The 14,334-nt window shown below is 45.1% G+C and carries 13 protein-coding genes and 1 pseudogene; 8 read left to right on the forward strand and 6 right to left on the reverse strand.

Going from position 1 to position 14,334, the window contains the following annotated elements; translation table 11 throughout:
- Positions 1-58: 58 nt before the first annotated feature.
- From gyrB to dnaA, 4 genes are read right to left on the reverse strand one after another with little or no spacing between them, the layout of a single operon-like run.
- Positions 59-2,473: a DNA topoisomerase (ATP-hydrolyzing) subunit B gene (gene gyrB, locus Xmir_RS03210; protein WP_099112997.1), complete on the reverse strand. Its 2,415-nt coding sequence runs from the start codon at positions 2,471-2,473 to the stop codon at positions 59-61.
- 18 nt (positions 2,474-2,491) lie between these two features.
- Positions 2,492-3,583 carry a DNA replication/repair protein RecF gene (gene recF, locus Xmir_RS03215; RefSeq protein WP_099112998.1) on the reverse strand — a complete coding sequence of 364 codons (1,092 nt, stop codon included), beginning with the start codon at positions 3,581-3,583 and terminating at the stop codon, positions 2,492-2,494.
- A 33-nt stretch (positions 3,584-3,616) separates the two neighbouring features.
- Complete coding sequence (gene dnaN, locus Xmir_RS03220; protein ID WP_047962545.1) at positions 3,617-4,717, reverse strand: DNA polymerase III subunit beta; 1,101 nt, start codon at positions 4,715-4,717, stop codon at positions 3,617-3,619.
- Positions 4,718-4,721: 4 nt separating this feature from the next.
- A complete protein-coding gene (gene dnaA / locus Xmir_RS03225; RefSeq protein ID WP_099113082.1) occupies positions 4,722-6,110 on the reverse strand; it encodes a chromosomal replication initiator protein DnaA in 1,389 nt (462 codons plus the stop codon).
- 736 nt (positions 6,111-6,846) lie between these two features.
- Here dnaA and rpmH point away from each other — a divergent pair.
- From rpmH to mnmE, 5 genes are all read left to right on the forward strand, one after another.
- The gene (rpmH, locus tag Xmir_RS03230) at positions 6,847-6,987 is read left to right on the forward strand and encodes a 50S ribosomal protein L34 (RefSeq protein ID WP_038267117.1); all 141 of its coding nucleotides are present in this window, start codon (positions 6,847-6,849) and stop codon (positions 6,985-6,987) included.
- 18 nt (positions 6,988-7,005) lie between these two features.
- The gene (gene rnpA, locus Xmir_RS03235) at positions 7,006-7,365 is read left to right on the forward strand and encodes a ribonuclease P protein component (protein WP_099112999.1); all 360 of its coding nucleotides are present in this window, start codon (positions 7,006-7,008) and stop codon (positions 7,363-7,365) included.
- Positions 7,329-7,586: a membrane protein insertion efficiency factor YidD gene (gene yidD / locus Xmir_RS03240; RefSeq protein ID WP_072061399.1), complete on the forward strand. Its 258-nt coding sequence runs from the start codon at positions 7,329-7,331 to the stop codon at positions 7,584-7,586. The genes rnpA and yidD overlap by 37 nt, the downstream gene beginning before the upstream one ends.
- 2 nt (positions 7,587-7,588) lie before the next feature.
- Positions 7,589-9,220, forward strand: coding sequence for a membrane protein insertase YidC (gene yidC, locus Xmir_RS03245; RefSeq protein WP_099113000.1), 1,632 nt, complete (start codon positions 7,589-7,591; stop codon positions 9,218-9,220).
- A gap of 99 nt (positions 9,221-9,319) precedes the next feature.
- On the forward strand, positions 9,320-10,684 hold the full coding sequence (mnmE, locus tag Xmir_RS03250) for a tRNA uridine-5-carboxymethylaminomethyl(34) synthesis GTPase MnmE (protein ID WP_099113001.1): 1,365 nt from the start codon (positions 9,320-9,322) through the stop codon (positions 10,682-10,684).
- A gap of 258 nt (positions 10,685-10,942) precedes the next feature.
- On the opposite strand, the gene Xmir_RS03255 is transcribed toward mnmE, so the two are convergent.
- Positions 10,943-11,218, reverse strand: coding sequence for a type II toxin-antitoxin system YafQ family toxin (locus Xmir_RS03255; protein WP_099113002.1), 276 nt, complete (start codon positions 11,216-11,218; stop codon positions 10,943-10,945).
- Positions 11,219-11,224: 6 nt separating this feature from the next.
- Entirely contained in the window at positions 11,225-11,485 is a 261-nt protein-coding gene (locus Xmir_RS03260; RefSeq protein WP_099113003.1) for a type II toxin-antitoxin system RelB/DinJ family antitoxin, read from the reverse strand.
- 57 nt (positions 11,486-11,542) lie between these two features.
- Here Xmir_RS03260 and Xmir_RS03265 point away from each other — a divergent pair.
- The 3 genes and pseudogenes from Xmir_RS03265 to Xmir_RS03275 form a co-directional block, all read left to right on the forward strand.
- Positions 11,543-11,768: pseudogene (locus Xmir_RS03265) on the forward strand (IS3 family transposase); the annotation flags it as partial.
- Positions 11,769-12,507: 739 nt separating this feature from the next.
- The gene (locus Xmir_RS03270) at positions 12,508-12,972 is read left to right on the forward strand and encodes an acyl carrier protein (RefSeq protein WP_099113004.1); all 465 of its coding nucleotides are present in this window, start codon (positions 12,508-12,510) and stop codon (positions 12,970-12,972) included.
- A gap of 96 nt (positions 12,973-13,068) precedes the next feature.
- Positions 13,069-14,334 carry a beta-ketoacyl-[acyl-carrier-protein] synthase family protein gene (locus Xmir_RS03275; protein ID WP_099113005.1) on the forward strand — a complete coding sequence of 422 codons (1,266 nt, stop codon included), beginning with the start codon at positions 13,069-13,071 and terminating at the stop codon, positions 14,332-14,334.

The raw sequence follows: 14,334 nt of genomic DNA on the forward strand, positions 1-14,334 counted from the left end.
GAGTTTTTTTATCCCAGATAACGAAGGTTATCTGGGATATTAGAGTTAAGTAACAGGATTAAATATCAATATTCGCTGCTTTCAGCGCATTCTCTTCAATAAATGCACGGCGAGGCTCAACGGCATCACCCATCAGGGTCGTGAACAGTTGATCGGTCGCAATGGCATCTTTTACCGTGACACGCATCATGCGGCGTGTTTCAGGGTTCATTGTGGTTTCCCACAACTGATCCGGGTTCATTTCTCCCAGACCTTTATAACGTTGGATGGAAAGACCACGGCGTGATTCTTTGGTCAGCCATTCCAGAGCTAGTTCAAAGCTGTTGACTGCCTGACGACGCTCACCACGTTCAATATATGCGCCTTCTTCAATCAGGTTTCCGATTAATTCACCCAGTTTGGTGATGCGGCGATATTCGCCACCGTGGATAAAATCGAAATCCAGATTGTAGTTGGTATCAACGCCATGTGTACGAATGGTCAAAATTGGCTCGAAAACCTGGCGTTCACGGTTTTCATGAATGTGATAACTGTATGTGCTGCCATGCTGCTCTTTGTCATTCAGGCGAATAGTCAGTGCACTGACCCACTCTTCCACTTTTGTCTGATCGTTCAGTGCATCTTCGGTCAGTTTTGGATGGTAAATCAGGTTATTCAGCAGAGCCAGCGGATACAGGCGTTCCATGCGGCGGATGATTTTCTGGGTGGCGTTAAATTCAGTCACCAGATTTTCCAGTGCTTCACCTTTCAATCCCGGTGCATGTGGGTTGGTATACAGCGCGGCACCATCCAATGCGATGGACATCTGGTACGCTTCCATTGCATCGTCATCTTTGATGTATTGCTCTTGTTTGCCTTTCTTCACTTTGTACAGTGGTGGCTGAGCGATATAAACATAGCCACGCTCAATGATTTCTGGCATCTGGCGATAGAAGAAGGTCAACAGCAGGGTACGGATGTGAGAACCATCAACATCGGCATCGGTCATGATAATGATGCTGTGATAACGCAGCTTGTCCGGATTGTACTCATCACGGCCAATACCGCAGCCCAACGCCGTGATCAAGGTTGCGACTTCCTGCGAAGACAGCATTTTGTCAAAACGTGCTTTCTCAACGTTCAGGATCTTGCCTTTCAATGGCAGAATCGCCTGATTTTTACGGTTACGCCCCTGTTTTGCCGAACCACCCGCAGAATCACCCTCCACCAGGTAGAGTTCGGACAGGGCAGGATCGCGCTCCTGACAGTCAGCCAGTTTGCCCGGCAATCCGGCCAGATCCAGTGCACCTTTACGGCGGGTCATTTCACGCGCTTTACGTGCTGCTTCCCGGGCACGTGCCGCATCAATGATTTTACCGACAACCGTTTTGGCATCGTTCGGGTTTTCCAGCAGATATTCCACCAGCTTCTCATTCATCAGGGTCTCGACGGCGGTCTTCACTTCGGAAGAAACCAGTTTGTCTTTGGTCTGGGAAGAGAATTTAGGATCAGGCACTTTAACGGAAATCACCGCAATCAAACCTTCACGGGCATCATCACCGGTAGCGCTGACTTTGGATTTTTTGTTGTAGCCCTCTTTATCCATATAGCTATTGAGGGTACGGGTCATTGCGGTACGGAAACCAACTAAGTGAGTTCCCCCATCGCGCTGAGGAATGTTATTGGTGAAGCAGTAAATGTTTTCCTGAAAACCATCGTTCCATTGCATGGAAATTTCAACGCCAATCCCGTCTTTTTCCGTAGAGAAATAGAAAACATTTGGGTGAATTGGGTTTTTATTGCGGCTCAGGAATTCAACAAACGCCTTAATTCCACCTTCATAATGAAAGAGATCTTCTGCATTTGTGCGCTTGTCGACTAAACGAATGGAAACACCGGAGTTCAGGAATGATAATTCACGCAGACGCTTTGCCAGAATATCGTATTCGAATTCAGTGTTAACCTTGAACGTCTCCATGCTTGGCCAGAAACGGACAGTGGTTCCCGTTTGTTCGGTATCACCGACAACTCTCAACGGTGCCTGTGGAACACCCATATGATAGGTTTGTTCGTGGACTTTTCCGTCACGACGGATAGTCAGTTCCAGTTTTTCTGATAAGGCGTTAACAACAGAAACCCCTACGCCATGCAGCCCGCCGGAAACCTTATAGGAGTTGTCATCGAATTTACCCCCCGCATGCAGCACGGTCATGATGACTTCTGCTGCTGAAACACCTTCTTCTTCGTGTATGCCGGTAGGAATACCGCGGCCATCGTCCTGTACAGAAACGGAGTTATCTGCATGGATGGTGACAACTATCTTGTCACAATGACCTGCGAGGGCTTCGTCGATAGCGTTGTCAACAACCTCGAAGACCATGTGGTGCAGGCCAGTACCATCATCGGTATCACCGATATACATGCCTGGACGTTTACGGACAGCATCCAGCCCTTTTAATACCTTGATACTTGAGGAGTCATATGTATTCGACATCAACGTTTCTCGCTCATCTTAATCCTGTGGTTGAACCTCTATTTTGCCATGTTCTACGCGAAACATCCTGCTATTTACATCAATCATGTCTGTAACTTGCCCGGTTGTGATTGCACTGACAAACACTTGGGCTTGCGTAGATTTTAGACGCTCGGCTAATAGCTGACGACGGCCGGCATCCAGTTCTGAGGCAAAATCATCAAGCAGATACAGGCACTTTTGCCCGCTCTGTCGGGTGAAATATTCACCCTGTGCTAACCTCAACGCACACATCAGTAACTTCAACTGACCACGGGAAAGCATATCTTCTACCGGTGTGCCGTCCGCCCTGATCCGCAGATCAGCTTTATGGGGGCCGGAAGCGGTGTAGGTTAGCGATTTGTCGCGCTCAAACTGCCGCGCGAGTAGTTCTGCATATTCACTCTCTTTGTCCCAGCCTTGTTGGAAGCTGATACTGAGGGTGAATTCAGGTAAAAATTGTTGGCAGGTTTTTTCGATATCTTCCGAAATTCCTGCAATGTATTCAGCTCGCCATTGACTTATTTCCGTCGCCAGCGGAGCGAGTTCACGATCCCAATGTTGGATCTGGTTATAGCGGGTGACTTGTCGCAATGCCGCATTCCGCTGTTTGAGCAACCTTTTCAGGTTGCCCCAGGCAGTGAAAAAGCGTGGCTCATTGTGAAAGCAGCCCCAGTCAATAAAAGCCCGGCGATATTTCGGGCCGCCATTTAGCAAGGTGAAACCTTCTGGTGTGATGAGCTGCATGGGTAACATTTTCGCCAGTTCGGCGATTTTATGCCCGTCACTGCCATCGATCCTGACTTTGCTGTCACCCTGGCGGTTTTTGCTCAGTCCGACCGATAAGGAACGTTCATGGGGTTGCTGATCAAGCCGCCCATGAAGAATAAATTCCTCGCAATCATGGCGGATAACCCTTCCGGCTTGAATGCTGCGAAAGGCACGACCATGACCCAATGTATAAATGGCTTCCAGTATACTTGTTTTGCCACTACCGTTTGGCCCAACCAGAAAATTAAAACCGGTCGCCAACGGTAAGTCAGCATTCGCGATATTACGAAAATCGCGGATCAGCAAACGCGAGAGAATCATAAGCGTGAGTTAATACTGTTACAGGCGCATTCTTTACAGACGCATCGGCATCACGACATAAGTCGCGGCCTGACTGGCTGAGTTCTCAATTTTCACGCTGGATGTGGCATCCGTCAGCAGGAGACTCACCTGCTCGCATTTCAATGCGTTCAGAACATCCAGTACGTAGCTGACATTGAAGCCAATTTCCATTTCTGTACCTCGATAGCTGACGTCGACGATCTCTTCTGCTTCTTCCTGTTCAGGGTTATTGGCTGTAATTCTGAGTTGGTTTTCGCTTAAGTAGATGCGGACGCCACGGAATTTTTCGTTGGATAAAATTGCTGCCCGTGAAAATGCTTGTTTAAGCATGTCGCAATTGGCTTCCAGTGTCTTATCTGGATTCTTTGGCAGTACGCGGCGATAGTCAGGAAAACGGCCATCAACCAATTTCGAGGTGAAGATGAAGTCACCAACGTGGGCGCGGATGTTATTGCTGCCAATCTGCAATTGCAGTGGATTATCACCGCCATCCAGCAGACGCATCAATTCAATGACACCCTTACGAGGTACTATGACTGAATGGGACGGCAGATTCTGCCCGATATTCATGGAACAGACCGCCAGACGATGGCCGTCTGTTGCAACGGTACGCAGTTCTTCCCCTTCGGTTTCAAACAGCATGCCGTTCAAGTAATAGCGGACATCCTGATGTGCCATGGAAAATTGAGTGGACTCAATCAGACGTTTCAGTGTGGCCTGTGGCAGAGAAAATTCGACTTCGCTCTGCCAGTCATCAAGATTGGGGAAATCTGAAGCGGGCAGGGTAGAAAGTGAAAAGCGGCTACGACCGGAACGGACCAGAATGCGATCGCCATCCAATTCTACGCTGATCTCTGCGCCATCCGGCAGCCCGCGCCAGATATCAAAGAATTTACGTGCAGGGACGGTGGTTGCTCCCTGCTCATGAGGCTGGGTAAGCGTTACCCGTGCCTTCATTTCCATTTCTAAATCGGTGCCTGTCAGCAGCAGAGAGCCTTCAGTGACCTGCAATAATAAGTTGCCTAAAATGGGCAGGGTAGGGCGACCGCCCAAAGGGCTGCTGACCTGCTGCAAAGGTTTGAGTAATTGCTCACGTTCAATGATGAATTTCATAGCGCTAGGAAGATAATGTTCTGATTAAGTTAGAAAAATCTTCTTTGATGTCATGACTCTCTTCACGCAGTTGCTCGATCTTACGACAAGCATGAAGTACGGTTGTATGGTCACGTCCACCAAAGGCATCCCCGATTTCAGGCAAGCTGTGATTTGTCAGCTCTTTTGCCAGCGCCATTGCCATCTGTCTCGGACGGGCAACAGAGCGTGAGCGGCGCTTGGAAAGCAGGTCTGCAACCTTGATTTTGTAATATTCAGCTACGGTTTTCTGAATATTATCAATGGTTACCAGCTTTTCCTGTAGAGCCAATAAGTCACGTAATGCTTCGCGTACAAAATCAATGGTAATCGCACGGCCTGTAAAATTGGCATTGGCGATGACTCGATTCAAAGCGCCTTCAAGTTCACGAACATTGGATCGCAGGCGTTTGGCAATAAAGAAAGCCACTTCACCCGGCAACTGGATTTGATTCTCGTCAGCTTTCTTCATCAGAATAGCGACGCGGGTTTCCAGCTCCGGTGGTTCTATGGCAACGGTCAATCCCCAACCAAAGCGGGATTTTAACCGATCTTCGACGCCGTTGATCTCTTTCGGATAGCGATCTGATGTCAGAATAATCTGTTGATTACCTTCCAACAGGGCATTGAACGTGTGAAAGAATTCTTCTTGGGATCGTTCTTTATTTGCAAAAAACTGAATATCATCGATCAGCAGGGCATCCACTGAACGGTAATAACGTTTAAACTCTTCTATCGCATTGTTTTGCAATGCTTTTACCATGTCCTGAACAAAGCGTTCAGAGTGCATGTATACCACTTTTGCATTGGCTTTGCGTGCCATAATGCTATTGCCGACAGCATGCAGGAGGTGGGTTTTACCCAATCCTGTCCCGCCATAGAGGAACAAGGGATTGTATGCGCCCCCCGGATTATCAGCAACTTGTCTGGCAGCCGCTCTGGCGAGCTGGTTAGATTTACCTTCAACAAAGTTATCAAATGTGTGTTTGGGATTGACATTGGAACGATAGGATAACTCTGGCTGGGCTTTTGCAGTGTCCCAGCTTGGGCGTACAGATGTACTGGACGGCGCAGCAGTTACCGGCATATCGGCAATGATTTTCTGAGATGCAGACTGGTTAGGTGAAACAGGCTTATTTCCTACTTCAAAACGCAGCAACGGTACTTCAGGACCACAGAAATCATTTAATAACAAATTGATATTATTGATATATTTCTCTCTTACCCAATCCAGCACAAAACGGTTGGGGGCGTAGAGAGCCAAAGTGTTATCACTCAGTTCTGCCTGAAGGGGTCGTATCCACATACTGAATTCTGTGGCAGGTAACTCATCCTGCAATCGGGCAAGACATTGCTGCCAAAGCGAAAGTGACACGGCGAACTCCCCTAAAACGAGACCAATAAAAGAAACCGGAATAATAGATACGTTATACTGGGCACAAGGCATTACTCCTCAATGCTGAGGAAGATAGCATGTACCTTGTGGCGATTTTTAATATCATCGCTCCCCAACGATCCGCAGATTAGAGAGGTTGGGATCGTGGCCGACGATCATAACGCAAAAGACGACATAGATCCTCATTCTTTTACACAGCTTTGACGCTTTTTATCCACAGGGTGATCACCATGCTTTGATACTGGCTGAATATAAAGGCCCGTAAGAGATACTGTAGTGTAATCATGGCATATAGCAAACTTCGTTTATCTATCGTTTAAAATTTAATGTGAAAACAATATGATGATCACTAATTCAATCACAACGATCTGTGTATGATCCTTGCGCTTTATTACACAGTCCGTATAATCTTGCACCCTGCGTGTTATGCCAACGATTTTTTTCCGGTCATGTCTGGTGAGGATTTGGGGTAAGCACTTCGGGTAGCAAAAAGTCTGGTCATGTTTGGTGAATGTCTGGTTGCAGTAAAAAATCTGACAGGAAAACGACCAGGCTCGCGTCATCTTGGATTGACTAAGGGTGGTACATTTTATTACAATCCTGCCTCTTTCTATATATTGATGTTGCGATTGAGGCATCGGTGTCTACTCATTCTCACTGGTCGCCAACGCATTTGCTGAATCAGTAACAAATTTTAAGCTAGGTAGAAATCGCTATGAAACGCACTTTTCAACCATCCGTACTGAAGCGTAACCGTACTCACGGCTTCCGCGCTCGTATGGCCACTAAAAATGGTCGTCAGGTTCTGGCTCGCCGTCGTGCGAAAGGCCGTGCTCGTCTGACCGTTTCTAAGTAACAAAGCTAACCATACCAAGTGGTTAAGCTCGCTTTTCCGAGGGAGTTACGTTTGTTAACTCCCGAGCATTTCACTTATGTTTTCCAGCAGCCACAACGGGCAAGCTCCGCAGAGATAACTATCCTTGGACGCCTGAATGAGCTGGGGCATCCCCGCATCGGTCTAACCATCGCCAAAAAAAATGTAAAACGCGCCCATGAGCGTAATCGTATCAAGCGATTGGCTCGTGAAAGTTTTCGTTTAAACCAGCATAAATTGCCTTCAATGGATTTTGTGATTTTGGTGAGGAAAGGGGTCGCTGAGCTTGATAACCGTGAGCTAACGGAAGCTTTGGGCAAATTATGGCGTCGTCACTGTCGCTTGGCTCGCGCCTCCTGATTGCCTTAATCAGGGGCTATCAGTTAGTGATCAGTCCACTACTGGGGCCCCGTTGTCGTTTCAACCCTACCTGTTCCCACTATGGGATAGAGGCATTGCGTAGGTTTGGAATGATAAAAGGCAGTTGGTTGACAGTGAAACGCATATTAAAATGCCACCCTTTACACAAAGGTGGTGATGATCCTGTCCCACCTAAAAACAACGATAACAGAGAACATTAACGATGGATTCGCAACGCAATCTTCTTCTCATCGCTTTGCTGTTTGTTTCGTTTCTGGTCTGGCAAGCGTGGGAGAATGATAAGAACCCACAACCAACGGCCCAGATCACGCAGCAAGCAAACACGCTGAGTAGCGAAGCAAGCAGTGGGCAAGGCAAACTGATCACCGTGAAAACGGATGTGCTTTCATTGCACATTAATACCCGTGGCGGTGATATCGAGGAGGCTGATTTGCTGGCCTATCCTGATACCCTCGGTTCCCAAAAACCGTTCAAACTGCTGGAAACAACCCCTGAGTTCACTTATCAGGCTCAAAGTGGGTTAACCGGTCTCAATGGTCTGGATAATCGGGCAGAACGCCCACTTTATCACACCACTCAGAATAGCTTCGTCTTGGCTGATGGTCAGGATGAATTACGTATTCCAATGACCTACACTGCGCCAGATGGCGTTGTTTATGTCAAGACTTTCATTTTAAAACGCGGTAATTACGCAGTTTCGGTTGATTACAACATCAATAATGTCACTGATAAACCGCTGCAAATGGCGTTCTTTGGTCAGTTGAAACAGAGCGTTGATTTGCCAAAACACCGTGATACCGGTAGCAGCAACTTTGCCCTGCATACTTATCGTGGTGCTGCGTACTCTTCTGAAGAAGCAAAATACGAAAAGTACAAATTCGATGAGATTGAAAGCAATGCGCTTGCTGTAACCACAAAAGGTGGCTGGGTCGCGATGCTCCAGCAATATTTTGCTACTGCCTGGGTTCCGGGTGAAGGCAAAACCAGCAATTTCTACACCATTGACCTGAAAAACCAGAAAATGGCGATCATCGGGTACAAAGGTGAAAACTTCAATATTGCGCCAAACAGCCAGCAGAATATCACTTCTACCCTGTGGGTTGGCCCTGAAATTCAGGACAAAATGGCAGAGGTTGCGCCACATCTGGATTTGACCGTAGATTACGGTTGGTTGTGGTTTATTTCCCAGCCTCTGTTCAAGTTGCTGAAATTCCTGCATGAATATATCGGTAACTGGGGCTTCTCCATCATTGCGATTACCTTTATCGTGCGCGGTATCATGTACCCGCTGACTAAGGCGCAATACACCTCAATGGCGAAAATGCGCCTGTTACAGCCGAAAATTACGGCAATGCGTGAGCGTTTTGGTGATGACCGTCAGCGCATGAGTCAGGAAATGATGGCGCTGTACAAGACAGAGAAAGTGAACCCGTTGGGCGGCTGCTTGCCTCTGATAATTCAGATGCCAATCTTCCTTGCTCTGTACTACATGTTGATGGGTTCTGTTGAGCTGCGTCATGCGCCATTCATTGGCTGGATTAAGGACTTGTCTGCACAAGATCCCTACTACATCCTGCCATTGCTGATGGGTGTGACCATGTTTGTTATCCAGAAACTGTCGCCAACGACGGTGACAGATCCGATGCAGCAGAAGATCATGACTTACATGCCGGTTGTGTTCACCGTCTTCTTCCTGTGGTTCCCATCTGGTCTGGTGCTGTACTACATCGTCAGTAACCTGGTGACTATCATCCAGCAGCAGGTTATTTTCCGCGGTCTGGAAAAGCGCGGTTTACATACCCGTGAAAAGAAAGTAGACCTTAATAAAAAATAGGTCTGTTAAAAAATTAGTCTGTTAAAAAATAAGTAGAAGGCGGTCATTGGCCGCCTTTATTATTTCCGTTCCTAGTCCTGACTCAAAAGAGAGAACTTCATGAATACCACTGATACGATAGTCGCTCAGGCCACTCCTCCGGGACGAGGCGGTGTAGGCATCCTGCGTATTTCTGGCCGCAAGGCGGCGGAAGTCGCTCAAGTGGTATTGGGGAAACTCCCAAAACCTCGTTATGCTGATTACCTGCCTTTCCGTGATGCAGAGGGTTCTGTACTTGATCAGGGCATTGCTCTTTACTTTCCCGGCCCGAACTCTTTTACGGGGGAAGACGTGCTGGAGCTTCAGGGGCATGGCGGGCCAGTTATTCTTGATTTGCTGTTAAAGCGTATTTTGACGATTTCTGGTGTGCGCATTGCTAATCCGGGCGAGTTTTCTGAACGCGCTTTCCTGAATGACAAACTCGACTTGGCACAGGCAGAGGCGATTGCGGATCTGATTGACGCCAGTTCTGAACAGGCTGCTCGTTCTGCGATGAATTCCCTGCAAGGAACGTTTTCCAACCAGGTTCATCAAATGGTAGATGCGCTGACTAACTTGCGCATTTACGTTGAAGCGGCGATTGATTTTCCTGATGAAGAAATTGATTTTCTTTCCGATGGCAAGATAGAGGCCAAGTTGGATGAAGTGATCGCTGAACTGGATAACGTCCGTTCACAGGCGCGTCAGGGTAGCTTGCTGCGTGAAGGCATGAAAGTCGTGATTGCAGGTCGCCCGAATGCGGGTAAATCCAGCCTGCTCAATGCACTGGCTGGCCGTGAAGCGGCGATTGTGACTGATATTGCGGGCACAACGCGCGATGTTTTGCGTGAACATATTCATATTGATGGTATGCCGCTGCATGTGATTGATACGGCCGGATTGCGCGAAGCGAGTGATGAAGTGGAACGCATTGGTATCGAGCGAGCCTGGCAGGAAATCGAACAGGCGGATCGGGTGCTGTTTATGGTAGACAGTACGACAACGGATGCCGTTGAACCTGCACAAATTTGGCCTGAATTTATGGCCAGACTACCCGCATCCCTGCCAGTGACCGTTATTCGTAATAAGACGGATATGACGGGAGAAGCAACGAGCGTATCAGAAGTCAGTGGCTACTCACTAATCCGTCTTTCTGCCCGTGACGGAGAAGGTGTTGATTTATTGCGCGATCATCTGAAAGAAGCGATGGGTTTCAACAGCAATACTGAGGGTGGTTTCCTTGCTCGCCGTCGTCACTTACAGGCATTGAATACCGCGGCAGAACATTTGCAGGAAGGCCATCAACAGTTGGTTTTCGCCCGCTCAGGAGAATTGTTGGCAGAAGAATTGCGTTTGGCACAGCAAGCGTTGAGCGAAATTACCGGTGAATTTACTTCTGATGATTTGTTAGGGCGGATTTTTTCCAGTTTTTGTATTGGAAAATAATGTTGCAAAAAAGCCCGTTAATTGAAATGAACCCCGAAAGTTGGACGCCCAACAATTAGGGGTTTTATGCTTCAATGAGTAGAAAAAATACACATTAGAATTTAAACGTCATGTTGTTCTTTACTATCTGAACATCCCTTTTTTGTGCGAATATACGTGATGTCTCCGCACTGTAGTGGTACAGGAATGCCCGAAATGTTTGGGAAAGGGTGAGATTACTGAAGAATGAGTGGGACCGCGGTCTCATGTGCATTTTGATTAGAACAGGTCAGAGTGGGTGCCTGTTCGTTCGAATCGAATAATATCTTCAGTTATCTTGTAGATTAGAATCCAGTCTGATTCTATGTGAGCATCCCGATACCCCTTATAATTCCCTTGTAACGAATGATCTTTGTATACGGCAGGTAAAGGCAACTCATCGTTAATTAAGAGTTTCATTAACGATTTTAGCTTGTCCATATCTTTATGGCGTTTCTGGGCCAATTTCACATCCCTCTGAAACTGGCCTGAGTATTCGATTTTCCGTTGCGCCATGGTCTATCAGATGCCCAGATTATCAAAGAGATCATCGGCATTTTTTGCACTATGAACATCTACACCGTTTTCACTGTTGGCAATGGTTTTAGTGGTCAGTTCATTTGGAATCCGCATATCGAATGGCAACGCCTTGTCTTTTGCCACCTTAGTTAGAGTGATACGCACTAAATCGGATATGGTTAAGCCCATGCTAGCCAGTACTTCAGCCGCCTCGTTCTTTAATGTTTCGTCTATACGAGCACGAACAAATGCATTTGCAGCCATTTTAAAACTCCTATGTTGGTTAATAATCACACTGTAGCTCAACTGAGCTACAAAATCCAAGAAAAACTGACATCTCGTCATGTGAAACAAAGCATGTCCCATAAAAGGTAATTACCTCGATAATGCAGTGATGGAAAACTTCTTTGGATTACTCAAGACAGAGTGTTGGCACAATGAGGAATACCACGATATAAGCTCGTTAGAAAATGTATTAGCAGAATACATCCATTACTACAATAATGAGCGGATCAATCTTAAGTTAAACGACCTGAGTCCGGTATAATATCGGGTTCAGGCCACATCAACCGCCATATAAAGTGTCCAATATATGGGGTTCACTTCAATTAGTTCAAATAGCGGGTTTTTTTGTAGACGCACTGTAACCAATAATCCTTTGCCAGTTCAATCGTGTTTTACCAGATCACCAGATCAATAGTGTTTTACCAGATGAAATTGAACCATTCCAATACGGCATATGTGACAAAGGCTATAATTATAGCTTAAATCACTAGCAGAACTTGATAATAATAAAATAATATAACACTTCCTGTTCCAATATTGATTCTAGTTAATAAAAGGTCAATTAGTTATTTTTTATGGGATTTGTCTTATTGTGTTTAATTGTGAGTCTGTAATTTGGGCTTTTATTATTAATGTGTGTTGCATTGAATATGAATTATTTTCATTTTGCTTGGTAAATTAAGTTGTTTACGGATGTTTATCATCGTTTATAAATAAATTGGCATTGATGTTTTTGATGAATAATTTTTTCTTTTAGTGATATTCTTTGTTGGTGTTTTTTATTAAAAACAAATAGTTAAATGGGATTGTTTTGTTTGATTGAACTTCTTCAATAGACAGATTATCACTTTTTATTTAATTATTTAAAAATTGATTCCTGGCGTAATTATTTTTGTTGTTGCAAGTAATTTTTATTAATTGACACAAATAAACGATTTGTGAGAATTTAATATTCTCCTTGGTGCTGATTGTTAATTAATTTAATTTAGAACAGGTGTAGTATGAATAAATATATCTCTGCTGTATGTGAGGAGCTCTCCTCTATTCTTTTTATGGAAGAAAATAACATTAAAGAAAATTCTCCATTAATTAACGAGTTGGGGGCCGATTCTTTAGATGTTATCGATTTGTCATTTAATTTGGGTAAAAAGTTTAAAATAACGATGCCGACAAAAAGTGTTTTTGCTCATGCCCAAGAAATTCTCTCTGAAAGTGTATTGTCAAGGCTATTGAATGGGGATTCCCTCACACCAGAAGGTAAGGGGTTACTCATTAATAGCTGTTACAGCTATACAGAAGAGCAGTTGGAAACGATTAATACGCTGGGTGACGTATTTGGTGAAACCAATGTATACAACTGGGCTTCATTATGTCAGGCAGTGTGTGAATCTAATGGAAAAACTGCCGATGAGCTCATTATTGGTGAAATAGAAAAATATTGTTCAGATATTCAGGTTAAATCATAAGATTAGCTCTGAATGTATAAAAAAATAACGTTTTATTTTTGAACGTAAATAGAAAAAGTTTGGCTTTAATAGCATGTTATTAAGGTGGAAATAACTATGGCTGGTGTACCTACAGATAAAATTGTTGTAACCGGTTATGGTTTGATTGTTCGTAATCATGATTGCCCAAGTGATTTATTTAATTCATTGGCAGAAGGGAAATCACTTATCTGTGAAGATGAGCTATTAAAGGAATATGGAATAACAAACATTCCTAGTGCCAAGTTATCGTCGGAAGATATAGATAGGTTACGTAGTCAATTCAATTTTGCAGGACAATTATCCAATAATCGTGTTTTTTTGATGGCCTATAGTGCAGCATCAAATAGTCTGCGCATGGCAGGATTAACAGGTGAAGTACTGAATCAGGCTAACTGTGAATTATTCTTTGCCAATAATAAGATGTTTCTTGACAGTAAATCCTTGTCTCATTACGTCAATGAAGAAAAACCCCGGTCATCAAAATATATTGATATTGAACATGTTGGGGCATTAGTGCCCCCTTATGAAATTGTTGAGGAGCTGGCGAAGCGTTTGCATATTTCGGCTTTGCCAAAGGTTTACAGTGATGCCTGTATTGCAGGTATGAGTGCGCTTTACTCCGCATATCAGAATCTCAAAAGTGGCAAGCTTGATATCGCATTGGTTGGTGCCTCAGAAGAAGCCACTCATCCGATCATGCAGGTATTGTTTAAAAAAGTCAGGGCACTTTATGACGGTAAATTTGCGGATTTACATCAATCTTCACGGGCTTTTGATAAAGACAGAGCAGGCTGTGTTCTGGCCGATGCGTCTGCGTTTTTAGTTGTAGAGCGCTATTCTCATGCTGTTGCCAGAAAAGCGCCAATATTGGGAGAAATTGCAGGAATATCCCGCCTGTCTGAGGGGTATAAAATGACATCCACGGACTTATCTGGCCAATATTATCTCGCCTGTATGTCTGCGGCGTTACGAGAGGCGGGGTTATTACCGGAAGAGATAGACCATATTAATTCTCACGGCACTTCCACAGTGAGTAATGATCTTGCGGAAAGCAAAGCGATTAATGCGCTTTTCTCCCATAATCCTCCGGTCATATCCACCAAATCAGCGACGGGGCATTCACTCGCCGTGAGTGGGTTATTGGAGGCCATACTTTCCATTGAGACACTGAAAAATGGACTTATTCTTCCCAGTTTAAATTTTTCTGATTCAGGAAAAATGGATGGCGTGATTAATGTCAACAATTCAGCAAAAGCTATGTCCGTCAATTACATCATGAGTAATTCCTTTGGTTTTGGCGGGGAAAATAGCAGCTTGATCCTGAAACGGGCTGGGGGATAA

The organism is Xenorhabdus miraniensis (assembly GCF_002632615.1).

What these genes read in the sequence shown, in the direction of transcription:
- Xmir_RS03275 (WP_099113005.1), top strand. Translation starts at nt 13,069, where the DNA reads ATGGCTGGTGTACCTACAGATAAAATTGTTGTAACCGGTTATGGTTTG.
- yidC (WP_099113000.1), top strand. Translation starts at nt 7,589, where the DNA reads ATGGATTCGCAACGCAATCTTCTTCTCATCGCTTTGCTGTTTGTTTCG.
- yidD (WP_072061399.1), top strand. Translation starts at nt 7,329, where the DNA reads ATGGCGTCGTCACTGTCGCTTGGCTCGCGCCTCCTGATTGCCTTAATC.
- recF (WP_099112998.1), bottom strand. Translation starts at nt 3,583, where the DNA reads ATGATTCTCTCGCGTTTGCTGATCCGCGATTTTCGTAATATCGCGAAT.
- gyrB (WP_099112997.1), bottom strand. Translation starts at nt 2,473, where the DNA reads ATGTCGAATACATATGACTCCTCAAGTATCAAGGTATTAAAAGGGCTG.
- mnmE (WP_099113001.1), top strand. Translation starts at nt 9,320, where the DNA reads ATGAATACCACTGATACGATAGTCGCTCAGGCCACTCCTCCGGGACGA.
- dnaN (WP_047962545.1), bottom strand. Translation starts at nt 4,717, where the DNA reads ATGAAATTCATCATTGAACGTGAGCAATTACTCAAACCTTTGCAGCAG.
- Xmir_RS03260 (WP_099113003.1), bottom strand. Translation starts at nt 11,485, where the DNA reads ATGGCTGCAAATGCATTTGTTCGTGCTCGTATAGACGAAACATTAAAG.
- Xmir_RS03255 (WP_099113002.1), bottom strand. Translation starts at nt 11,218, where the DNA reads ATGGCGCAACGGAAAATCGAATACTCAGGCCAGTTTCAGAGGGATGTG.
- Xmir_RS03270 (WP_099113004.1), top strand. Translation starts at nt 12,508, where the DNA reads ATGAATAAATATATCTCTGCTGTATGTGAGGAGCTCTCCTCTATTCTT.
- rpmH (WP_038267117.1), top strand. Translation starts at nt 6,847, where the DNA reads ATGAAACGCACTTTTCAACCATCCGTACTGAAGCGTAACCGTACTCAC.